This window comes from Microbispora sp. ATCC PTA-5024, from assembly GCF_000511135.2.
Taxonomy (GTDB): domain Bacteria; phylum Actinomycetota; class Actinomycetes; order Streptosporangiales; family Streptosporangiaceae; genus Microbispora; species Microbispora corallina.
Genome location: NZ_KI866522.1, coordinates 2250656 through 2271107, shown reverse-complemented (window position 1 = coordinate 2271107; position 20452 = coordinate 2250656). Strand labels below are relative to the sequence as shown.

General features: G+C 72.1%; 20 protein-coding genes. 14 read left to right on the top strand and 6 right to left on the bottom strand.

Going from position 1 to position 20452, the window contains the following annotated elements; genetic code table 11:
• Positions 1 to 330 precede the first annotated feature (330 nt).
• The 4 genes from MPTA5024_RS10100 (at position 331) to MPTA5024_RS10085 (ending at position 5199) form a co-directional block, all read left to right on the top strand.
• Entirely contained in the window at positions 331 to 1635 is a 1305-nt protein-coding gene (locus MPTA5024_RS10100) for a helix-turn-helix domain-containing protein (protein WP_232326352.1), read from the top strand.
• A gap of 162 nt (positions 1636 to 1797) precedes the next feature.
• Positions 1798 to 2370 (top strand): copper resistance CopC family protein, encoded by a 573-nt coding sequence (locus MPTA5024_RS10095; RefSeq protein WP_051457888.1) that lies wholly within the window; start codon positions 1798 to 1800, stop codon positions 2368 to 2370.
• On the top strand, positions 2367 to 4355 hold the full coding sequence (locus MPTA5024_RS10090) for a cytochrome c oxidase assembly protein (protein WP_036321914.1): 1989 nt from the start codon (positions 2367 to 2369) through the stop codon (positions 4353 to 4355). The genes MPTA5024_RS10095 and MPTA5024_RS10090 overlap by 4 nt, the downstream gene beginning before the upstream one ends.
• A 430-nt stretch (positions 4356 to 4785) precedes the next feature.
• Complete coding sequence (locus MPTA5024_RS10085) at positions 4786 to 5199, top strand: sensor histidine kinase (RefSeq protein WP_036321911.1); 414 nt, start codon at positions 4786 to 4788, stop codon at positions 5197 to 5199.
• Between the two features lie 22 nt (positions 5200 to 5221).
• Here the strand turns inward: MPTA5024_RS10085 and map are convergent, their stop codons facing one another.
• Positions 5222 to 6070 carry a type I methionyl aminopeptidase gene (gene map / locus MPTA5024_RS10080; RefSeq protein WP_036321909.1) on the bottom strand — a complete coding sequence of 283 codons (849 nt, stop codon included), beginning with the start codon at positions 6068 to 6070 and terminating at the stop codon, positions 5222 to 5224.
• Between the two features lie 43 nt (positions 6071 to 6113).
• Between map and MPTA5024_RS10075 the strand changes: the two genes are divergently transcribed.
• The gene (locus MPTA5024_RS10075; RefSeq protein WP_372444742.1) at positions 6114 to 6290 is read left to right on the top strand and encodes a hypothetical protein; all 177 of its coding nucleotides are present in this window, start codon (positions 6114 to 6116) and stop codon (positions 6288 to 6290) included.
• Positions 6291 to 6352: 62 nt separating this feature from the next.
• On the opposite strand, the gene MPTA5024_RS42000 is transcribed toward MPTA5024_RS10075, so the two are convergent.
• Positions 6353 to 6811, bottom strand: coding sequence for a CBU_0592 family membrane protein (locus tag MPTA5024_RS42000; protein WP_063794646.1), 459 nt, complete (start codon positions 6809 to 6811; stop codon positions 6353 to 6355).
• A 103-nt stretch (positions 6812 to 6914) separates the two neighbouring features.
• Between MPTA5024_RS42000 and MPTA5024_RS10065 the strand changes: the two genes are divergently transcribed.
• The gene (locus tag MPTA5024_RS10065; protein ID WP_036321906.1) at positions 6915 to 7871 is read left to right on the top strand and encodes a LysR family transcriptional regulator; all 957 of its coding nucleotides are present in this window, start codon (positions 6915 to 6917) and stop codon (positions 7869 to 7871) included.
• 28 nt (positions 7872 to 7899) lie between these two features.
• On the opposite strand, the gene MPTA5024_RS10060 is transcribed toward MPTA5024_RS10065, so the two are convergent.
• Entirely contained in the window at positions 7900 to 8478 is a 579-nt protein-coding gene (locus tag MPTA5024_RS10060) for a hypothetical protein (protein ID WP_036321904.1), read from the bottom strand.
• A gap of 131 nt (positions 8479 to 8609) precedes the next feature.
• Here MPTA5024_RS10060 and MPTA5024_RS10055 point away from each other — a divergent pair, with 131 nt between their 5' ends.
• The 3 genes from MPTA5024_RS10055 to MPTA5024_RS10045 all read left to right on the top strand — a co-directional run bounded on the left by MPTA5024_RS10055 (position 8610) and on the right by MPTA5024_RS10045 (position 11921).
• Complete coding sequence (locus tag MPTA5024_RS10055) at positions 8610 to 9755, top strand: lipase family protein (protein WP_036321900.1); 1146 nt, start codon at positions 8610 to 8612, stop codon at positions 9753 to 9755.
• Between the two features lie 115 nt (positions 9756 to 9870).
• Positions 9871 to 10539, top strand: a complete 669-nt coding sequence (npdG, locus tag MPTA5024_RS10050) for an NADPH-dependent F420 reductase (protein WP_036321897.1) — start codon at positions 9871 to 9873, stop codon at positions 10537 to 10539.
• Between the two features lie 86 nt (positions 10540 to 10625).
• Complete coding sequence (locus tag MPTA5024_RS10045) at positions 10626 to 11921, top strand: esterase-like activity of phytase family protein (RefSeq protein WP_198167029.1); 1296 nt, start codon at positions 10626 to 10628, stop codon at positions 11919 to 11921.
• Between the two features lie 63 nt (positions 11922 to 11984).
• Here the strand turns inward: MPTA5024_RS10045 and MPTA5024_RS10040 are convergent, their stop codons facing one another.
• The gene (locus tag MPTA5024_RS10040) at positions 11985 to 12686 is read right to left on the bottom strand and encodes a hypothetical protein (protein ID WP_036321894.1); all 702 of its coding nucleotides are present in this window, start codon (positions 12684 to 12686) and stop codon (positions 11985 to 11987) included.
• A gap of 114 nt (positions 12687 to 12800) precedes the next feature.
• Here MPTA5024_RS10040 and MPTA5024_RS10035 point away from each other — a divergent pair, with 114 nt between their 5' ends.
• Positions 12801 to 13982: a trans-sulfuration enzyme family protein gene (locus MPTA5024_RS10035; RefSeq protein WP_036321892.1), complete on the top strand. Its 1182-nt coding sequence runs from the start codon at positions 12801 to 12803 to the stop codon at positions 13980 to 13982.
• 24 nt (positions 13983 to 14006) lie between these two features.
• Here the strand turns inward: MPTA5024_RS10035 and MPTA5024_RS40740 are convergent, their stop codons facing one another.
• A complete protein-coding gene (locus MPTA5024_RS40740; protein WP_051457886.1) occupies positions 14007 to 14846 on the bottom strand; it encodes an expansin EXLX1 family cellulose-binding protein in 840 nt (279 codons plus the stop codon).
• Between the two features lie 129 nt (positions 14847 to 14975).
• Here MPTA5024_RS40740 and MPTA5024_RS10025 point away from each other — a divergent pair, with 129 nt between their 5' ends.
• On the top strand, positions 14976 to 15278 hold the full coding sequence (locus MPTA5024_RS10025; protein WP_157099347.1) for an ArsR/SmtB family transcription factor: 303 nt from the start codon (positions 14976 to 14978) through the stop codon (positions 15276 to 15278).
• 44 nt (positions 15279 to 15322) lie between these two features.
• Positions 15323 to 16246 (top strand): serine/threonine dehydratase, encoded by a 924-nt coding sequence (locus tag MPTA5024_RS10020; protein ID WP_036321891.1) that lies wholly within the window; start codon positions 15323 to 15325, stop codon positions 16244 to 16246.
• Positions 16247 to 16383: 137 nt separating this feature from the next.
• Here MPTA5024_RS10020 and panB read toward each other — a convergent pair whose 3' ends face one another.
• On the bottom strand, positions 16384 to 17247 hold the full coding sequence (panB, locus tag MPTA5024_RS10015; RefSeq protein WP_036321890.1) for a 3-methyl-2-oxobutanoate hydroxymethyltransferase: 864 nt from the start codon (positions 17245 to 17247) through the stop codon (positions 16384 to 16386).
• 157 nt (positions 17248 to 17404) lie between these two features.
• On the opposite strand from panB, the gene MPTA5024_RS10010 reads away from it, so the two are divergent.
• Entirely contained in the window at positions 17405 to 18631 is a 1227-nt protein-coding gene (locus MPTA5024_RS10010) for an MFS transporter (protein WP_036321888.1), read from the top strand.
• A gap of 301 nt (positions 18632 to 18932) precedes the next feature.
• On the top strand, positions 18933 to 20447 hold the full coding sequence (locus MPTA5024_RS10005) for an MFS transporter (protein ID WP_232326350.1): 1515 nt from the start codon (positions 18933 to 18935) through the stop codon (positions 20445 to 20447).
• Positions 20448 to 20452: the final 5 nt, after the last annotated feature.

The following is a 20452-nucleotide window of genomic DNA, read 5'->3' as shown; positions in this document are numbered from 1 at the left end:
AAGGAATGTGAGGCCTTGATCGTCTCCTGCCGCCGAATCTGGCGGGGCGAGCAGGAGTCGGAACCGGCGGTGCCCTCCCCGGGCCGAGGAGGGCACCGCACGTGGCGTGCCGTGCTGTCGGCCTCCGCAGGGCCACCCGTTGGTGTGTAACGGGTCAGCAGCAGACGAAGGCGGGAGCCTCCATTCGTGCTGACGTAGAGGCACTTGCGGCCGTAGCATTGGCGGCAGTTGCCAGGCCTACCGACGCCAGGATAGTCAGTACAATCGCGAGGCGGCGCATGGGGGCCTCTTTCGTGAGGGGTCTACTGTGCGGCTTCATCTTCTCAAGGGGTGGGTGTGACCAGTCAAGGTATGGTCGGCGAACGAATCAAAGCGATTCGCCGGCAGCGCGGACTCTCTCAGGCCCAGCTCGCTCATCCCGAGCTCTCCGACAGTTATGTCTCTTTGATCGAGAGTGGTAAGCGCACTCCGACTCCGGCCGTACTGGAACTGCTGGCGCAGAAGCTGGACTGCTCGCTCACCTATCTCGTGAACGGCGTGACCGCCGAGCAGATGGAGGAACTGGAACTGGGGCTGCGCTTCGCGCGCATGGCTTTGGACAACGGGGAACTGGTCGAGGCGAGGCGCCGCTTCGCCGAGCTTCTTCAGGACAGCCACCTCACCGGGCTCGCCTCACTGCGCCAGGACGCGCGGTACGGCTACGCCCTGGCCGCCGAGGCCTGCGGTGATCTGCCCGATGCGATCAGCGTCCTGACCGCGCTTCGCACGGATGACGCCGAGGGCCAGTCTCAGGAGCGTCGTGTGCAGGTGGCGCTGGCTCTGTGCCGGTGCTACAGGGAACTCGGGGATCTTCAGGCGGCCGCCCACGTCGGGGAGGGGTCTCTGGGCCTCGGCGTGTCGCGTCCCGTGTGGGACGACGGGCTGATGGAGCTCGGGTCCACTCTCCTGTCGGTATACATCGAACGCGGCGATCTGTTGCGTGCCCGCCAGTTCGCCACCGAACTGCTCACCGCCGCCGAAGAACTGGGGACCCCCAGGGCCCTCGTCGCCGCCCTTTGGAACGCGGCGGTGACGATCGAGAAGATGGGCTCCGGCGAGGAGGCTCTGCCTCTGATCGAGCGGGCGCTCGCGATCCACTCAGAGAACGGTGACCCCCGCAACCTCGCCCGCCTTCGCGCGAGCTACGGCATGATGCTGCTTCGGACTCGCCCCGAAGAGGCCCCGAGGGCGAGGGATCTGTGTCTTCGGTCGCTCCGCGAGCTGCGGGAGTCGTCAGCGGGAGTGGCCGCGGTCACCCTGTGCCTTACATACGTGGCGCAGACAGAGATCGCCTCGGGGCGCATCCCCGATGCGATGGAGCACGCGCTCGAGGCTCGGGAGTCCGACCCCGAGCGGGTCGGCAACGTGATCATGGCTGAAGTTCACCTGATCCTGGGGCAGCTCTACTGGTTGCAGGAGAGGGACGCCGACTGTCTGGCGGAACTGGCCCTGGCAAAGCAACTCCTGGAGCAGCTTCCCGCCACCCGGAAGGCGGCGGAGACCTGGCAGGCGATTGCTGAGATCACGAATCGGGCGGGCGATCAGGGGCTCGGCACCACTGCCTATCAGCGAGCTCTGGCCTGCGTCGGCCTCTAATGGCCTGATCTCGATCCCGGATTCCGCCGCTTGCCTAATACCTTGCTCTCCGCGGACACCACACCCGTTCGGCGGGTGTCCGCGGAGAGATCATTCAGGTTGTCCACAGGTTTCGGTGCGGGGTATGGACCGGGGGTGGGCGTCGGTAGCCTTGGAGGTGTCATGAAGAAGACCTCCCTCGCCGCCGTCGTCGCGCTCGTTGTGACGCTCCTGCTGGGCACGGCCGCGGCCATCCCGGCGCAGGCGCACACGTCGCTCAAGAGCAGCGATCCCCAGAAGAACGCCCAGGTGCAGACCCTGCGGAAGGTCACCCTGGAGTTCGCCGAGTCCGTGCGGTTCCCGGTCGTGGTCGTGCGCGGCGAGGACGGCAAGCGGTACGAGAGCGGCGACCCGGCGGTGGACGGGCCGAAGGTCTCCGAAGCGGTGGTCGACGCGGTGCCGCCGGGGCGGTACACCGTCGCCTGGCGGGTCGTCTCGCAGGACGGCCACCCGGTGGAGGGGGAGATCCCCTTCACCGTGGTCGGCGGGTCCTCCACCGGCGACTCGGCCACGGCGGGCTCGGTGGGCAGCCCGACCGCCGTGAGCGCGGCCCCCGGCCAGGACGGCTCCGGCGCGCAGGCGTCACAGAGTCAGGACGACGCTCCCGTGTCCGTACCCGGCTGGGTGTGGGCCGTGATCTTCGGGCTCGCCGGCATCGGCATCGGGATGTTCATCAGCCTGCGGAAGAAGCCGTGAACCGGGCGCTGCGCCTGACGGCCGCCGCGCTGTGCGCGGCCGCCGGCGCGCTGGTGATCGGCATGGTCGTCGGCGGCGCGGCCACGCCGCGGATCATCCCGGGTCTGCCCGACCAGGGCATGCTGACCCGCTGGATGCTCCCCATCTCCAAGCTGGCCATGGACGTGTCGGGCCTGCTCACGGTGGGTCTGCTCGCGTTCGCCGCGGTCTTCCTGCCGAGCGACAAGGGCCTCCTCGGGAAGACGGCCCAGTCGTACGTCAAGGCCGCCTCGTGGACGGCGCTCGTGTGGGCCGTCGCGGGGGCCTCCTCGCTCGTCTTCAGCCTCTCGGAGACCCTCGGCGCGCCGGTCGGCCAGATCCTCGGGGGAGACCAGCTCACCAGCTACGCCAGCCAGGTGCCCCAGGGCATCGCCCTCACGCTGGTCGTCCTCTTCACCGTGGCCATCGCCCTGTTCGCCCGGGGCGCGATCACCGTGGGCGCGGCCGGCGGGCTGCTGGTCTTCGCGCTTGTGACACTGCTGCCGCCCGCCCTGACGGGCCACTCGTCCTCCTCGCCCAACCACGGCCTGGCCACCACGTCCGTCGCCTTCCACCTGCTGTTCCTGGCTCTGTGGGTCGGCGGCCTCGGCGTCCTGTGCCTGCACGCCCTGCGCGGCGAGGACCGGCTCGACGTGGCCGCCGACCGGTTCTCCCGGATGGCGTTGTGGTGCTTCGTCGGCGTCGGGCTGTCGGGCCTGGCGAGCGCGGTGGCCCGGCTCACCTCGATCGGCGAGGTGTTCACCTCGGCGTACGGGCTGATGCTGCTGGCCAAGACCGTCGCCTTCGTCGTGCTCGGCGTCATCGGGTGGCGGCACCGTGGCCGGACGCTGCCCCGCCTCGCGTCGGGGGAACGGCACGCGTTCCTGCGGCTCGCCCTGGGCGAGATCCTGATCATGTCCGGGACGGTGGGGCTCGCGGTCGCCCTGTCCCGCACCGCCCCGCCGCCGGTCGACGTTCCCCTCGACCGGGCCTTCGAACTGCTCGGCTACCTCGTGCCGCCGCCGATCTCGGTGGTCAACCTGCTGACCCTGTGGTGGTTCGACCTGTTCTTCGCGGCGCTGGCCGTCGCCCTGGCCGGGCTGTACGGCGCGGGGCTCGTCCGGATGCGCCGCCGCGGTGACCGGTGGCCGGTGGGCCGCACGGTGAACTGGTACATCGGCGTCGCCATCCTGGTCCTCGCCACCCAGAGCGGCGTCGCCCGCTACGCGCCCGTGCTGTTCAGCGTCCACATGGCCGAGCACATGGTCCTGTCGATGCTGGCTCCGATCTTCCTGGTGCTGGGCGCGCCGGTGACGCTCGCGCTGCGCGCCCTCAAGCCGGCCGTCCGCAGGGGCGACCGCGGCCCGCGTGAGTGGATCATGGTGATCCTGCACAGCCGGGCCGTCAAGTTCATCACCCACCCCGCCATCGCGACCGCGATCTTCATCGTCTCGACGTACGCGCTGTACTTCACCCCCCTGTTCGCCTCCGCCATGGAGGAGCACCTGGGGCACATCGCGATGACGCTGCACTTCCTGCTCAGCGGGACGCTGTTCTTCTGGGTGATCATCGGTGTCGACCCGGCGCCGCACAAGCTGCCGTACGTCGGACGGCTGCTGCTGGTGCTGGTCACGATGCCGTTCCACGCGTTCTTCGCGCTCGCCCTGATGAGCATGGGCACCGTGATCGCCTCCAGCTGGTACGACCAGCTCGGCCGGACGTGGGGGGCCTCGTCACTTTCGGACCAGCAGACGGGAGGGGGGATCGCGTGGGGCTTCGGGGAGATTCCCACGTTGATCGTGCTGCTCGCCCTGGCCATCCAGTGGTGGCGCGACGACGACCGCGCGGCGCGGCGGGCGGACCGGCGGGCCGACGCGGCGGCCGCGAAGAGCGGCGGCAGCGGCGACGCCGAGCTCGACGCCTACAACGAGTACCTCACTCGCCTGAACAAGCGGGCCGCCGAGTAGGGCCCGCGGTAGAACGCCTTTGAGGCGTTGTAGGGCGGCGGTGGAACGCTACGGAGCGTTGCAGGGCCCGCGGTAGGGAGCTTTGGGGCGCGGTAGGGTGGCCCCGCCGCCGTCTCGTGAGGCGCCCGCGAGCCGTTCGCGGGTGTGCACGCGGGGTGGTTCCGGGCCTTTCCCAGGGTGTCCGGCGCCGTTGACCAGCCACAGGCCGGCCGCGCGGGAGTGCGCACCGGCCTCGCGCGGGTGGCGTGGAACGCGCCAGTTCTCCTGACGCTTCGCTGGCCGGCCGTTGGCGTGACGACCAGGAGAAATGGGCATCACTACGTAGGGACGCGGCAAACCCAGAGTCAATCGAGGGTTTGTCTCAGGGTTGGGTCGGTAGCGTGGAGAACCGCCCCAGCGGCGGCCTGCGCTGCGTTCAGGAGGGTTGCACTTGTCCGAGGATGTACGCCTTCGCGAAGGTGGCGGGCTCAGCCGGGTCCTGGAGGACTACCTCTCCGACTGGACGGAGCGGTCCGGGATCGCGGTCGAGGTGTGGGCGCTGCCCTCCAGGCCGATCCCCGGCGACGTCGCGAAGGCGGTCTACGCCACCGTGGTCGAGGCCCTGACCAACGTCGAACGGCACAGCCACGCCCGCCTGGTCTCCATCGCGATCACCGTCGGCCGGAGCGGCCTGCGCATGACGGTCAGCGACGACGGCGCCGGCTTCGCCCAGGACAGTCCCGGACGGCTGGCCGGCCGCGGTCTCGCCGCCATGCGCGCCCACTTCGCGGAGATGGGCGGAGCGCTGACCGTCAACACCGTCGCCGGCGGCGGCACGACCGTCACCGGCGTCATCCCCCTGTAAGGGATCCCCCTGTGAGGGCCGGTCAGGGAAGGGTCAGGATCTCGTGGCCCGTCTCGGTGACGAGGATCGTGTGCTCGAACTGCGCGGTGCGCTTGCGGTCCTTGGTCACGGCGGTCCAGCGGTCGGGCCAGATCTCGTAGTCGATCGTCCCGAGCGTCAGCATGGGCTCGATCGTGAACGTCATGTTCGGCACCAGCGTGACCTGCAGCGACGGGTCCTCGTAGTGCGGCACGATCAGGCCGGAGTGGAACGACGCGCCGATGCCGTGGCCGGTGAAGTCGCGCACCACGCCGTACCCGAACCGCTTGGCGTACGCCTCGATCACGCGGCCGACGATGTTGAGCTGCCGGCCGGGCGCGACGGCCTTGATCGCCCGCATCGTCGCCTCGCGGGTCCGCTCGACCAGCAGCCGCGACTCCTCGTCCACGTCGCCCACGAGGAACGTGGCGTCGGTGTCGCCGTGCACGCCGCCGATGTACGCCGTGATGTCGACGTTCACGATGTCGCCGTCGTTGAGGACGGTGTCGTCCGGGATGCCGTGGCAGATGACCTCGTTGATCGAGGTGCACAGCGACTTCGGGTACCCGCGGTAGCCGAGCGTCGACGGGTAGGCGCCGTGGTCGCAGAGGAACTCGTGGCCGATCCGGTCGAGCTCGTCGGTCGTCACGCCGGGGGCGACGTGCTTGCCGACCTCCTCCAGCGCCTGGGCGGCGATGCGGCCCGCGACGCGCATCTTCTCGATCGTCTCAGGGGTCTGGACGTCGCTGTCGCCCTTCTTGGGCTCGGGCTTCCCCACGTACTCGGGGCGGGCGATGGAGGCGGGGACCTTGCGGGTGGGCGAGAGTCGGCCCGGACGGAGCAGCGTCGTCATGCCGACAAGTCTAGTTGCGCGTGAACGGGGCACGATGATGTGCGTGAGCGATCAATGGTGGTTCTGTCTGAAGCACATGCGGGTCGAGCCCGAGAAGGGGTGCCCGAACAAGGACCGTCTTGGCCCGTACGACACGCAGGAGGCCGCCGCGAACGCGCTGCAGACGGCCTCGGAGCGCAACAAGGCCTGGGCCGAACAGGACAAGGACTGGGACGAGTGACGCCCCCGGCTGACCCGTCGCCGCTCCGGGCCTGTCCCGGCTGACCTGCCGCCGGTCCGGGCCTATCCCCGGTCCGGGCCGGCGGTGCAGGCGAGGGTCGTCGGGTTGGCGGCGTCGCCGCGCGCGGCCACGGCGGGCCCGGGCTCCAGGGGCTTGAGGCTCATGCGCACCGTGCCGCCGGTCGCCGGCTCGGTCGGGAACGGGCCGGCGTCGAACGGTTCCCTCGTCGTGCCCCCCTCCACTGCGGCAGGCTCGGCGGCCCGGCCGGAGCGCCGCGACGCCCGCCTGGCGACCAGGCGGCTCAGCGTCACGACGCCGATGCCGCTCCACACCATGTTGAGGATCGCCGAGGGCCAGGCCGCGTGGTAGGCGCTGTTGACCATGAGCGTGGCCGCCCCGGCGAAGTTGAGCACCTGGTAGGTGAGCCCGTTCCCGGACATCCTGCCGGCCGACACCATGGCGTAGCCGTAGAGGAGAACGACGGCCCCGATGGTTCCGATGATCGTGACGAACGTGGACATGCGGCTACTCGCCGCCGGCAGGGGAAATCATGATCCGATGATCCCGCCTGTGAGGGATGAAGGGCAAGTGAAGCTTTCTTAAGTCCGGCGTAAGCTCAGCTGTATGGAGATCGACCCCCGGCGCCTCCGGATCCTCCACGAGGTGTCCCGCAGGGGCGGCGTCATGAAGGCCGCCGAGGCGCTGCACCTGACGCCGTCCGCCGTCTCCCAACAGCTGGCCCAGCTGGAACGGGAGGTGGGCCTCGCCCTGATCGACCGTTCCCAGCGACGGGTCACGCTGACGCCGGCCGGCCGGGTCCTCGCCGCCTACGCCGAGCGGATCGAGGAGCAGCTCGTCGAGGCGAGGCACGAGCTCAACCGCTTCACCGAGCGCCTCTCCGGTCCCGTCACGATCGCGGCGTTCCCAACCGTGATCCGCCACCTCCTCGTCCCGGCCCTGCGCGAGCTGGCCGTACGGCATCCGAGGATCACGCCGGTGATCCGCGAGCTGTTCGGGCCGGGCGCGGTGACGGAGCTGAGGCTGGGCGGGGTGGACCTCGTCGTCACGGAGCGGGACATGAGCCAGCCGGCCGCGTCGCTGCCGTCGATGTCCCGCCACCGGCTCTACGACGACGAGTACCGCATCGTCGCCCCGCCCGGCTGGACGTCCGTGCCGGAGACCGTGGCCGACCTGGTGGACCTGCCGTGGGTGGCCGGCGTCCCGGACCAGGCCTGCGGGCAGGCGCTCGAACGCCTCGCGCAGCTGCACGGCTTCGCGCCGCGCCGGGTGCACGTGCTCGCCGAGTTCCCGCCGGTCCTGGCGCTCGTCGCGGCCGGGCACGGCGTGGCCGTCGTGCCCTCGCTGGCCCTGCTCGACGTGCCGCCCGGGGAGGTGGCGGTCACCGCCATCCACGGCGTCGGGTCCCGCCGGATCGAGGCCCTGACCCGGGTGAGCCGTACGACCTCGGGAGAGCCCGACCCCGTCCAGGCGGTCATGATCGAGATGCTGCGCGAGGCGGCCGAGGGCGTGGCGCGGCGGGTGCGCGAGCTCAGCGGCTCCGCCGAGGCCCCGGCGACCTGACCGCGGGCACCCCGCGTCCAGCCGCGACTCAGTCGCTGACACGGGGGCCGGTGATGCGCTCGGCGAGGCGGGCGAGGCGCTCGCGCAGGCCGGGCCGTCCGATCTCCCCGGCCGCGCTGCTCACCAGGTGCTGCGCCGCGTCGAAGCTCAGCACCGACCCCTCGGCCGGTACGGATATCGCGTCGTGGGCCAGGGACTCCAGCTCCGGGTCGCCGCCGTCGAGGGCGAGGATGGTGGCCCCCGTACGCCGGGCGTCGTCCACCCTCTCCAGCAGCGGCGCGGGCGCCCGGCGCTCGGCGACCACGAAGAGCGTCTCCCCGCGCGCGGCGCCCCTGAGGCGGTCGACCCCGACCCGCAGGTGGGCGGGCGCGTCCGGGGGCGGCGACCAGCGCACCAGCGTGGGGGTCAGCTGCGCCAGCCCCGACAGCCGGGCCTCGTCGGCCAGGTGGGCGGTCACGTGCCAGGGCTCGTCGTCCGGGGCGCCGACCACGAGCAGCCCCCCGGGGGAGCGGGTGGTCCTGAGGGCCAGGCCGAGCTCACGGGTGCGCTCGAGCCATCCCGTGGCGGCGAGCGCCTCGCGGAGCAGGTTCACCGATGCGGCGTCCATGCCCGCAATGGTGCCTGACAGGGGCGGGTGAGGTCGCGGCAATCGGGTTCTTGACACATCGTTACCTCAGGGTAACGATCAGCCCACGGCACCGTCGTTGGAAAGTGGTCCAATTGCCGGAAGGCGGCTTCATGAACCTCCGCGTTCGCGCCACCATGTCCATTGCCGGGGCGTTCCTCCTGCTCCCCGCGCTGTGCGGGCCAGTACGGGCGGTCACGGCCGGCGACGTCGTCGAGTCCACGCCGACCACGGTCTACCTCGCCCCCGGGAAGCTGCTCGAGGTGCCCGTGAACGCCTGGCACCTGCGCTACCGGTCCACGTCGGCGACCGGCGCGTCGAACATCGTCTCGGGCACGCTGCTCGTCCCCAAGTCGTCCTACCTGGGCAGGCGGCCGATCGCCGGGTACGCCGTGGGCACCCACGGGCTGGGCGACCAGTGCGCGCCGTCGGCGTCGATGGCGAACGGCACCGAGGCCGAGCTCGCGCTCATGAGCCTGATGCTGCTCAAGGGCTGGGCCGTGGCGGTGACCGACTACGAGGGGCTGGGGACGCCCGGGGAGCACACGTACATGGCGGGCGTGTCGCAGGGCCACGCCGTCCTCGACTCGATCAGGGCGGCGGCGCGTGTGCCCGGGGCGAACCTGTCCTCCGACGCCCCCGTCCTCGTGATGGGCTACTCGCAGGGCGGCTCGTCGGCGGCGTGGGCGGCGCAGCTCCAGCCGTCGTACGCGCCCGAGCTGCGGCTGAGGGGCGTGGCGGCGGGCGGCGTGCCGGCCGACCTGCAGGCCGTGGCCGACCACCTCGACGGGACCGCCGACTTCGGCCTCGCCGCCGCGGCCGGCATCGGCTTCGACGCCGCCTACCCGGAGCTCCACCTGTCGAGCTACCTGACCCCGCAGGGGGCGGCGCTGTTCGCGGACGCCGCCGACGACTGCGTGGCGGACCTGCGGTCGAAGTTCGCGGGCCACCGCCTGTCCGACTACACGACGAGCGACGTCATGCACCGCCCCGATTGGGAGGCGCGCCTCACGGAGAACCGCCTCGGCGCCTCGTCCCCCCGCGTGCCGATGTTCCTGTATCACGCCAAGGGCGACGAGATCATCCCGTACGCCGTGGGGAGGACGCTGCGGGACGAGTACTGCGCCCGCGGTGTGAACGTGCTGTGGACGGGCGTGCCGGCCGGCAGTCACGTGCTCGGCGCGGTCGAGGGCGGGCCGCTCGCGGTGGCCTGGCTGGCCTCGCGGCTCCTCGGCCTGCCCGCGATCGGCAACTGCTGACCCCGCGATCGGCGACCGCCGGACACCCGCGGACCCCGTTCCGGCCTCCTCGGGGCGTCCCCGCCCGGTCGCCCCGGGGGCCGGACGCGGGTCTCCGGCTGGCATCATCTCTCGCATGGCTGACCACACGACTGACCTGCCCGACGTCTCGGGACTGTCCATCGGCATCCTCGGCGGCACCGGCGACCAGGGCAAGGGGCTGGCCCGGCGGTTCTCGCTGGCCGGTCACACCGTCCTGATCGGGTCGCGCAGCGAGGAACGGGCGCGTGACGCGGCGGAGAGCATCGGCGTGCGCGGCGCGGAGAACGCCGCCGTGGCGGCCGAGGCCGACATCGTGATCGTCGCGGTGCCGTGGGAGGGGCACAGGGCTCTGCTGGAGTCGCTGCGCGAGCCCCTCGCCGGGAAGATCGTGGTCGACTGCGTGAACCCGCTCGGCTTCGACAAGCAGGGGGCGTACGCCCTGCCGGTGGAGGAGGGCAGCGCCGCCCAGCAGGCGGCCGCGGTCCTGACCGGGAGCCGTGTTGTCGCGGCCTTCCACCACGTGTCCGCGGTGCTGCTGCTCGACCCGTCCGTGGCGGAGATCGACCTCGACGTGCTCGTCCTCGGCGACGACCGCGAGGCCACCGACACCGTCCAGGCGCTCGCGGCCCGCATCCCCGGCGCCCGCGGCGTGTACGCCGGACGGCTGCGCAACGCCCACCAGGTCGAGGCGATGACGGCGAACCTCATCTCGATCAACCGCCGGTACAAGGCCCACGCCGGGATCCGCGTCACCGACGTGTAGGCACCGGCGCTTCATCTGATCGTCACCGGCGAGACGCCGGCGTTCATTACCTTCAGGCGCTGTTGTCACTGTCTGAAAGGTTCCACGTGCTACGTCCCGCCTCCGCCGGCCTGGCGCTCGCCGCCGCGCTCGCCGTGTCCGTCCCCGGCACGGCCTCCGCCGCCCCCGCTCCGGGGCCGTCCGTCGTGACCGACGTGACGATCCCCGCCCCCGCCCTCAAGGCGATCCAGCCGTCCATCGCCGACGACCACGGCGTCAAGCTGGGCGGGGTCGGCAGCGGCCTGTTCCCCGGTGACAGGCCGGGCGAGTTCTGGATGGTCACCGACCGCGGCCCGAACGGCCAGCCGACGGTCGACGGCGAGAAGCGCCGGACGTTCCCGGTGCCCGACTTCGCCCCGGCCGTCCTCCAGGTCTCGGTGAAGCACGGCGCCGCGAAGATCAAGAAGTACCTGCCGCTCGTCGGCGCGCCGGGCAGGCCGGTGACGGGCCTGTCGAACCAGCAGGTCCACGACGAGGCGCCGTACGGCTGGGACGGCAGGACGCTCCTGCAGTACAACCCGAGCGGGCTCGACCTCGAGGACCTGGTCCGCACCCGCGACGGCGGCTTCTGGCTGGTGGACGAGTACAGCCCCTCGCTCGTCCACGTCTCCCGCACCGGGCGGGTCCTGGAGCGGTACGTGCCGCAGGGTCTCAAGCTGACCGGCGCCGACTACCCGGTCAGGGAGACCCTGCCCGCGATCCTGGCGAGCCGTCAGCAGAACCGCGGCTTCGAGGGCCTGGCGATCTCGTCGGACCAGCGGACGCTGTTCCTCGCCGTCCAGAGCCCCCTGGCGAACCCGGACAAGACCACCGGCAAGAAGTCGCGCATCGGGCGGATCCTCACGTTCGACCTCCGCCGGCGGGTGGTCACGGGCGAGTACGCGTACCAGTTCGAGGACGTCACGGCCTTCGACCCGAAGGTGAAGGGCGACCAGAGCGAGATGAAGATCTCCGGCCTCGCGTACGTGGGCCCCGGCCGTCTGCTGGTGGACGAGCGCACGGACAACGTGACGCGGATCTACCAGATCGACCTGACCCGGGCGGCCAACCTGCTCGGCGGCCCGTACGACGACCCGGCCACCACGCCCTCGCTCGAGGCGCTGACCGACCTGTCCAAGGTCAGGCTGCCGGCCAAGTCGCTGGTCCTGGAGCCGAACGCGCTGGTGCCGTCGCTGCCCGGCAAGATCGAGGGCCTGGCCGTCCTCGACCGCCGCACGGTCGCCGTGGCCAACGACAACGACTTCGGCCTCGGCGACTTCGACGCCGACGGCAAGCTGATCGACAGCGGCGTGCCCAGCCGCCTGGTGATCATCAAGCTCGCCAAGCCCCTCGCCGGGCGCTAGCCACGACAGGCCGGGGCGGTCACATCGGCGTGGCCGTCCCGGCCGGGACTCCGCACGCCGGCCTCAGGGCCGCCGTTCGTGTTCGGTGGCCGTGGCGAGCAGCCAGTCGGCGACCGCCTCGGGCGCGACGAGCTGGTGCAGGTGCTCGCCGGGGATCCGGCTGACCGGCCATCCACGCTCCTCGGCCTCCTTGGCCTGGGCGGCGTACGCCTCGGCGAACCACAGGTAGCCGCTGCGCACGTGGTCCCAGCGGGCGGGCACGGGGATGGGCTCCAGGTAGTACGACAGCGGCAGGCGCGGCTGCTCGGCCACGACGACCTCGCGGACGCGGGGATCGGGCAGCAGCGCCGCGACGTCCTCCTCGGGCCACCAGCTCGTCCAGCGGGGGAGCACCCCCGACTCGTCGGCCAGGGAGCGCAGGAACGGCAGGAACTCCGGCTCGGCCGCCGTGACCGTCCCCTCCCGTCGCGGGGGCAGGGCGGCGTCGACGAACAGGCACGCGGCGATCTGCCCGGCCAGCGCATGCACGACGAGCGGCACGAAGAGCCCGGCGTTGCTGTGCGCGACGACCGCGAGCTGCCCGCGCGGGGCGCCCGCCGCCACCTCGTCCACCACCCTCGGCCAGTACGGCGGAGGGCCGGCGGCCACGTCGGTCAGGGGCGGCACGACGGCCGTGTGACCCCGCGCCCGCAGGGCCTCGGCCACGGGACGCCACGTCGTGGGGCCGACCGACGGGCTGTGCACGAGGAGGAAGCTGACGTCCATGGCCCCCATCCTGGCCACGGCGGCGCGCCCGCGGTCGCGGCTCCGCTGCCCGCGTAATCGCCGAACCGTGGACAGATCTGACAACTAACGCCTTTCTGGGTCATTCTGGTCGGCATGAGCTCCCTTCATCCCGACAGCCGGGTCGTCCACCTGCCGAAGCCGGTGCTGAACGGCAGCACCCCGATCTCCGTGCCGATCTACCAGACGTCCGGGTTCGTCTTCGACGACCCCGCGGTCTTCGCCGACGGGATGGGACGCCCCGACGGCGCGTACGTCTACGGACGGCTCTCCAACCCCACCGTCCGGTCGCTGGAGGAGGCGGTCGCGGGGCTGGAGGGCGGCGTGGCCGCGGTCGCGACCGGGTCGGGCATGGGCGCGATCAACTCGGTGCTCCTCGGCCTGCTCAAGCCGGGAGACCACGTCATCGCGCAGGCCGCGCTCTACGGCGGCACCGCCCACATGCTCGCCGACCTCACGACGCGCTTCGGCGTCGAGGTCACGTACGTGCCGGAGGCGGACCCGGCCGCCGTACGGGCCGCCGTCCGGCCGTCGACCCGGCTGCTCTACCTGGAGACGATCGCCAACCCGATGACCCAGGTCGCCGACCTCCCCGGGATGTGCGCCGCCGCCCGGGAGGCCGGGATCGTCTCGGTGGTGGACAACACGTTCGCCTCGCCCATCCTGTGCCGCCCGATCGAGCACGGCGCCGACATCGTGGTCCACTCGGCCACCAAGTACCTGTCCGGGCACACCGACGTCATCGGCGGCATCGCCGTCTTCGCCTCGGCCGAGCTGCACCGCACGGTGTGGTCGTACGCGCTGGAGCTGGGGGCGACGGCCGACCCGTTCGCGGCGTGGCTCACGCTGCGCGGCCTGCAGACGCTCTCGCTGCGGATGGAGCGCCACTGCGCGAACACCCGGCTCCTGGCCACGCGGCTCGCCGGGCACCCGGCCGTGACGGCCGTGCACTGGCCCGGCCTGCCGTCCCACCCGTCGTACGAGCTGGCCGGCAAGCTGATGCCCGACTTCGGGGGCGTCTTCTCCTTCGACCTGGCCGGAGGACGCGCCGCGGGCGAGGCGTTCATGCGCAACGTGCGGCTGGCCCTGCTCGCGCCCTCGCTCGGCGGCGTGGAGACGCTCATCCTGCACCCGGCCACCACGTCGCACCGGTCGGTGGACGCGGCCGGCCTCGCCGCCGCAGGGATCGGCGAGGGCACGATCAGGGTGGCCGTGGGCATCGAGCACGCGGAGGACCTGTGGGCCGACTTCGCTCAGGCCCTCGCGGGGAGCGAGTAGGGACCGAGCAGAGGCCGGCGGAGATCAGTAGAGGCGGACGCGGCTGCGCTGCAGGGCGCCGACCGAGAGGCGGACCTTGCGGACGGTGCCCCGGTGGCCGCGGACGTCGGTGACGCGGATCGTGAAGGGCCCGGGCCCGGCGCCCGGGTCCTGCGCGACCCAGTAGTTGTACTCGGTGCGGACGAGGGGCCGCCACCGGCCGCCCTGGCCGACCTCGACCGAGGCCAGCGGGTTGCCGTGGTCCATGACCAGCAGCGCCAGCCACCACTGGCTGGACCCCTCCTTCACCCGGAAGGCGAGCCGCCCGCTCGGCCGGGGATCGGCGGCCAGGCGGTAGCGAACGGCGGCGGCGCCCCTGGCCGGGTCGGCGATGCGGGCGAAGGCCGCACGGCTGAGGTCGAGCTGACCGGTCCGGCAGGGTGGGCACTGGTCCACGATCTTGACCCGGACCGTGCCCTTGGGGCCCGCGACGGTGAGGTAGCCGCCGCAGCGGGCCCCCTTGGCGTACTCGGCCGGGGACAGGGCGACGTAGAGCCCGCCGGCCGGCGGCGCGGGGTAGGAACAGTTGCCGCCCCCGGATCTCAGCTCGTAGAAGGTCGCCGTGCCCCTGGTCGTCCGTCTGAGGTCGGGCAGGGCGGCCGCCGCGGCCGTGCGAGGGGTCGTGACGGCCGTTCCGGTCGCGGGCGGCGCCGCCTCCGTCGACGCGGACGCGTCCGCGGGGACGGCGGGGACGAGCGAGGAGAACAGAGAGATCACAGAGAGCGCGGCGAGCACGAAGACCGCGGCGAGCGCGGAGCGCGCGGCGGGGGCGCGGTCCGTCGCGAGCGCACGCGGGCGAGGGGAGAGGGAGGGCGCGGGGGGCACGGTCGTCTCCTCCTGGGACGGGTGGGGCAGGTGTGACGGTAGCGGAAATCGTCCCACTATGTCCCGAAAGTTGATCAGCTGATCCACGCAGGTCTTGACGGCCTCTTCGGGAATTAGGAAACTGCCTAAGTGATCCCTGTCGACGTGATGCGGGCGCTCGCCAGCGAGAGGCGCCTGCTGATCCTGGAGTGGCTCAAGGATCCTGTGGCGCACTTCCCGCCGCAGACCGACGGCGATCTGGTCGAGGACGGCGTCTGCTCCGTCTTCATCGCCACCAAGCTCGGCCTGACCCAGCCGAGCGCCACGGGTCACCTGAAGATCCTCGAGCGCGCCGGGCTGGTCCGGGCACGACGCGTGCGGCAGTGGGTGTTCTACCGCCGCGACGAGGAGCGCATCGCGCAGATCAAGCGGTCGCTGGAGAGCGACCTGTGACGGGCTCCCGCGCGGGCGGGGGCGCACCGACGTGAGGAGTGGTGATGGCCCTGCGCCGTGACGATGTCGAGAGGGCGGCCGCCCGGATCAGAGGGCACGTCCGCCGCACCCCTGTGGCCGAGGTGGAGCGCGGCCTGTTCCTCAAGCTGGAGGGCACGCAGCACTCCGGGTCCTTCAAGGTGCGGGGCGCGTTCAACCGCATCCTGGGCGCGGCCGAGGACGGCGCCCTGCCCGCGAGCGGCGTCATCGCGGCCAGCGGTGGCAACCACGGGCTCGCGGTGGCGTACGCGGCCCGCTCCCTGGGGATCCGCGCCGAGATCTTCGTCCCAGAGGTGTGCGCGCCCGTCAAGATCGAGGGCCTGCGCCGGCTCGGCGCCGACGTCACCATGGCCGGAGCCATCTACGCCGAGGCGTACGAGGCCTCCCGCAAGCGGGCCGCCGACACCGGCGCGCTGGAGATCCACGCGTACGACCAGGCCGACGTCGCGGCCGGTCAGGGCACGGTGGGCGCTGAGCTGCTCGACCAGATCCCGGGCGGCGTCGACACCGTCCTCGTCGCGGTCGGCGGCGGGGGCCTGGTCGCCGGGATCGTGGCGGCGGTGGACGGGCGGGCGTCGGTCGTGGCCGTCGAGCCCGAGCGCATCCCCACGCTGCACCGGGCGCTGGAAGGGGGGGAGCCGGTCCGGGTCGAGGTGGGCGGCGTGGGCGCGGACGCCCTCGGCGCGAGCGTCGCCGGCCGGATCGCCCTCGACACCGTCGCCGGGCGGGTCTCCAGCGTGCTGGTGACGGACGACGCGATCGTGGAGGCCCGGCGCGCCCTGTGGCGGGAGCACCGGGTGGCGGCCGAGCACGCCGGGGCGGCCGCGCTGGCCGCGCTGCGCTCGGGGGTGTACGCCGCCCGTGACGGCGAGCGCGTCGCCGTCGTCGTCTGCGGCGCCAACACCGATCCCGCGACGCTCGCGGACTGAGCCCCCCGTTCGGTCCCCCGTTCACGCGGGCGCCGCCGGATCGTGCGGATCCGGCGGCGCGACGTGTTCGGGGCGTCGTCCGTCCCGGCGGCGCGGGCGTGCCGGCGCTTTCGCCGGCACGCGGTCCCCGAGGCGGGTCAGCGGTAGCTGTGCTCGGGGGTGGGGAAGACGCCGGCGACGACCTCGTCGGCGTAGGCGCGGACCGCGCGGTCCATCTCGCCGGCCAGGTCGAAGTACTTCTTCACGAACTTCGCCGGGTGCGGCGTGAGGCCCATCATGTCCTGCCAGACGAGGACCTGGGCGTCGGTGTACGGGCCCGCGCCGATCCCGATCGTGGGGATGCTGAGCGAGGTCGTCACCCGCTGGGCGAGGTCGCTCGGCACGCACTCGAGCACGACGGCGAACGCGCCCGCGTGCTCCAGTGCCTTGGCGTCGGACATGAGCTCGTCGCCCGCCTGGCCGCGTCCCTGGACGCGGTAGCCGCCGAGTGCGTTGACCGACTGCGGGGTCAGCCCGAGGTGGGCCATGACCGGGATGCCGGCCGAGACGAGCATCTCCACCTGGGGGAGGACGCGGTGGCCGCCCTCCAGCTTGACGGCGTGGGCGCCGCCCTCCTTCATGAAGCGGGCCGCGGTCTCCAGGGCCTGCTGGGGCGAGGCCTGGTAGGAGCCGAACGGCAGGTCGGCCACGACCATCGCCCGGGACGACCCCCGGACGACCGCCGCGGTCAGCGGGATCAGGTCGTCGACCGTGACCGGCAGCGTCGAGTCGTAGCCGTACACGACCATGGCGGCCGAGTCGCCCACGAGCATGACGGGGATGCCCGCCTCGTCGAAGACCCTCGCCGTCATGGCGTCGTACGCCGTGACCATCGGCCACTTCTCGTGCCGATCCTTCGCGGCCGCGATGTCGCGCACGGTGACGCGCCGGCCGGACCTCCCGCCGTACAGGGCGGGGGAGGCGGATGCGGACGTGCTGGAAACAGCGGAAACAGAGGACATGGCTACCTCCAGGCCTCGTGGCGCCCCTGTGGCGTCCCCGGACAGTCAGATCATTGCATGTCGCCTCAGGTTGGAACACCCCGCCCCGGAGAGGTAATCCGGTGGCGGAAGTGTCGGTGGCACCGTGCACAATGCGGTGCGGAGGTAAGCAACGACGATGGCAATTGAACCTTACCGGCGCGTTCTGGCCATTCCGGGCGTACGGGCGCTCCTGCTGGTCGGGATGGTCGCGCGGATCCCGCTGACCGCCACCGGCATGACGCTCACCCTCCATGTGGTCAGCGACATGAGGCTCGGCTTCCTCCAGGCGGGCGTGGTGGGCGCGGTCATCATGATCGGCACCGCGCTGGGGTCACCGCTCGCCGGGCGGTTCGTCGACAGGCGCGGCCTGCGGCCGGTGATCGCGGTGACGACGGTCGTCCAGCTCGTCTTCTGGTGCGCCGCCCCCGCCCTGCCGTACGGGGCGCTGCTCGCCGGGGCGCTCGTCGCCGGGGTGTTCAGCCAGCCGGTGTTCGGCGCGGTCCGCCAGTGCGTCGCCGCGATGGTCCCGCCGGCGCAGCACCAGACGGGGTTCGCGCTCGACGCGATGGGCGTGGAGCTGTCGTACATGGTCGGGCCCGCCCTCGCGGTCGCGTCCGTGACCGCGTTCGGGAGCACGGCCACCATGTACGGCGTGGGGATCGGGCTGGTGGGCTCCGGCGTCGCGCTGTACCTCCTCGACCCGCCCACCAGGTCCGCGGAGGAGGCCGCGGCCCCTGTGGGGGCCGTCCCGCGGCGGCAGTGGCTCCGGCCCGGCCTGTTCGTCCTCCTCGCGATGGCCTCGGCCCTCACGTTCACGCTGACCGCCACCGAGCTGTCCATCGTCGCGGTGCTGAAGGACGGGGCCGCGACCGAGTGGACGGGCCTCGTCGTCGCCCTGTGGGGCGGATACTCCATGGCCGGCGGCTTCGTCTACGGCGGTCTGTCCCGGCGGCTGCCGCCCCCGCCGCTGATCGGCGCGCTGTGCGCGCTGACGGCGCCGGTCGGCCTCGTCGGCCTCGCCGGCGGCGGATGGTGGTGGCTCGCCCTCGCGCTCGTGCCGTGCGGACTGCTGTGCGCCCCGTCGCTGTCGTCCACGCTCGACGCGGTGAACCGGCGGGTGCCGGCGGCCTCCCGGGGCGAGGCGATGGGCCTGCACGGCACCTCGCTCACGGTCGGCGTGGCCCTGGCGGGCCCGGTCGCCGGCTGGGTGGTGGACGCGTACGGCCCCGCCTGGGCGTTCGCGCTGACCGGCGCACTCGGAGTCGTCCTCGTCCTGCTGATCGCGCCGTTCTGGCGCGACGCCCCGGCGCAGGCGCCGGACGCGCAGGCAGGGCCCGCGGCGCCCGCCGAGCTGGCCGCGTGACGCCTCCGGTGCGACCGCCGGCCGCCGCCCGGCCGTAGGTACATGAGGGGCCCGATCCGGCGCGAAAGCCGGGCGCACGGGCCTGGAACAAGACGCGGCCCGTGCGGGTTGTACGCGCGGTGGGCCCGTGACCTGGCCCGGCACCCGAGGCCGCAGTCCGCCCAGAATATGAAACGCTACCGTTGCGTATAGGAATAACAAGCGATACGCTAGCGTTGCGAAACTCAAGCGTATCGAAATCACTGGGGGGTCCGTGGAAGCGCATACCGGTCACCCACGCCGCTGGCAGATCCTCGGCGTGATGGTGTTCAGCCTGTTGGCCGTCGTGCTCGACAACACCATTCTCAACGTCGCGATCAAGACGATCGCCGACCCCGTCCACGGCCTGGGCGCCACCCAGAGCCAGCTCGAGTGGGCGATGAACTCCTACACCCTCGTCTTCGCCGGCCTGCTGTTCACCTTCGGGGTGCTCGGCGACCGCTACGGGCGCAAGCGGATGCTCATGGCGGGCATGCTGCTGTTCGGCCTGGCGTCCCTGGCCAGCGCCTACTCGCAGGACCCGACGCAGCTCATCGCGGCGCGGGCGCTGATGGGCTTCGGCGGCGCGGCGATCATGCCGGCCACCCTGGCGATCATCTCCAACGTGTTCCCGATCCACGAGCGCGGCAAGGCCATCGGCATCTGGGCGGGCGGCGTCGGCATCGCGGTCGCCATCGGCCCGATCACCGGAGGCCTGCTGCTCGAGCACTTCTGGTGGGGCTCGGTCTTCCTGGTCAACGTCCCGATCGTGCTGCTCAGCCTCATCCTGATCGGGTCGCTCGTGCCCGACTCGAAGGACCCGAACAGGTCGGCCCTCGACCCGATCGGCGTCCTGCTGTCCATCGCCGGTCTGGTCAGCCTCGTCTACGGCATCGTCAAGGTCAGCGACCTCGGCACGTTCGCCGACGTGTCCGTCCTCGTCCCGTCGCTCGTGGGCCTGGCGATCCTCGCGATCTTCGTCTGGTGGGAGCGGCGCACCGACCACCCCGCCTTCGACGTCCGCAACTTCCGCAACGCCGGCTTCTCCACCGCCATCGCCAGCGTCGGCCTGGTGTTCTTCGCGGCCATGGGCGTGATGTTCTTCCTCGCCTTCTACTGGCAGATCGTCCGGGGCTACTCCCCGCTCCAGTCGGGCGCGCTGGTCCTGCCGTTCGCCGCGGCGCAGCTGATCTTCGCCCCTCGGAGCGCCCGGATGGTGCAGCGGTACGGCGCGAAGGCCGTGGGCACGGTCGCGATGCTCGTCATCACGGCGGCCCTCGCGGCCTACGCGGTGATCGACGTGGACACCCCGGTGTGGATCATCCTGGCGCTCGGCTTCGTGCAGGGCGCGGCGATGGCGAACATCATGCCTCCGGCGACCACGGCCATCATGAACGCGCTGCCCAGGGAGAAGGCCGGCGTCGGCTCCTCCATGAGCAACGTCGTCCGTCAGGTCGGCGGCACCCTCGGCATCGCGATCCTCGGCGCGGTCCTGTCCGCCAGCTACCGGAACGGGATGGAGGGCAAGGTCGGCGCGCTGCCGGAGCAGATCCGCACCGTGGTGACCGAGTCCATCTCCGGCGCGGCCGGCGTCGCCGCCCACCTCGGCCCGCGCGGCGCGGCGCTGATGAGCGCGGCCGACGACGCCTTCGTCGCCGGCATCCACTGGGCCGCCCTCGGATCGGCCTTCGTGGCCCTGATCGGCGCCGTGGTGGTGGCCCGCTGGATGCCGGGCCGGTCCGCGGTCACCGTTCAGGTCGAGAAGTCCGAACTGGAGAAGGAAGCAGCGGTAGTGTGAACGGG

Bases quoted from the DNA above. Each gene is read 5' to 3' on its own strand.
- MPTA5024_RS10095 (WP_051457888.1), top strand. From the start codon at position 1,798: ATGAAGAAGACCTCCCTCGCCGCCGTCGTCGCGCTCGTTGTGACGCTC.
- map (WP_036321909.1), bottom strand. From the start codon at position 6,070: ATGACGACGCTGCTCCGTCCGGGCCGACTCTCGCCCACCCGCAAGGTC.
- MPTA5024_RS42000 (WP_063794646.1), bottom strand. From the start codon at position 6,811: ATGTCCACGTTCGTCACGATCATCGGAACCATCGGGGCCGTCGTTCTC.
- MPTA5024_RS10065 (WP_036321906.1), top strand. From the start codon at position 6,915: ATGGAGATCGACCCCCGGCGCCTCCGGATCCTCCACGAGGTGTCCCGC.
- MPTA5024_RS10060 (WP_036321904.1), bottom strand. From the start codon at position 8,478: ATGGACGCCGCATCGGTGAACCTGCTCCGCGAGGCGCTCGCCGCCACG.
- MPTA5024_RS10055 (WP_036321900.1), top strand. From the start codon at position 8,610: ATGAACCTCCGCGTTCGCGCCACCATGTCCATTGCCGGGGCGTTCCTC.
- npdG (WP_036321897.1), top strand. From the start codon at position 9,871: ATGGCTGACCACACGACTGACCTGCCCGACGTCTCGGGACTGTCCATC.
- MPTA5024_RS10040 (WP_036321894.1), bottom strand. From the start codon at position 12,686: ATGGACGTCAGCTTCCTCCTCGTGCACAGCCCGTCGGTCGGCCCCACG.
- MPTA5024_RS10035 (WP_036321892.1), top strand. From the start codon at position 12,801: ATGAGCTCCCTTCATCCCGACAGCCGGGTCGTCCACCTGCCGAAGCCG.
- MPTA5024_RS10020 (WP_036321891.1), top strand. From the start codon at position 15,323: ATGGCCCTGCGCCGTGACGATGTCGAGAGGGCGGCCGCCCGGATCAGA.
- panB (WP_036321890.1), bottom strand. From the start codon at position 17,247: ATGTCCTCTGTTTCCGCTGTTTCCAGCACGTCCGCATCCGCCTCCCCC.
- MPTA5024_RS10010 (WP_036321888.1), top strand. From the start codon at position 17,405: ATGGCAATTGAACCTTACCGGCGCGTTCTGGCCATTCCGGGCGTACGG.
- MPTA5024_RS10005 (WP_232326350.1), top strand. From the start codon at position 18,933: ATGGTGTTCAGCCTGTTGGCCGTCGTGCTCGACAACACCATTCTCAAC.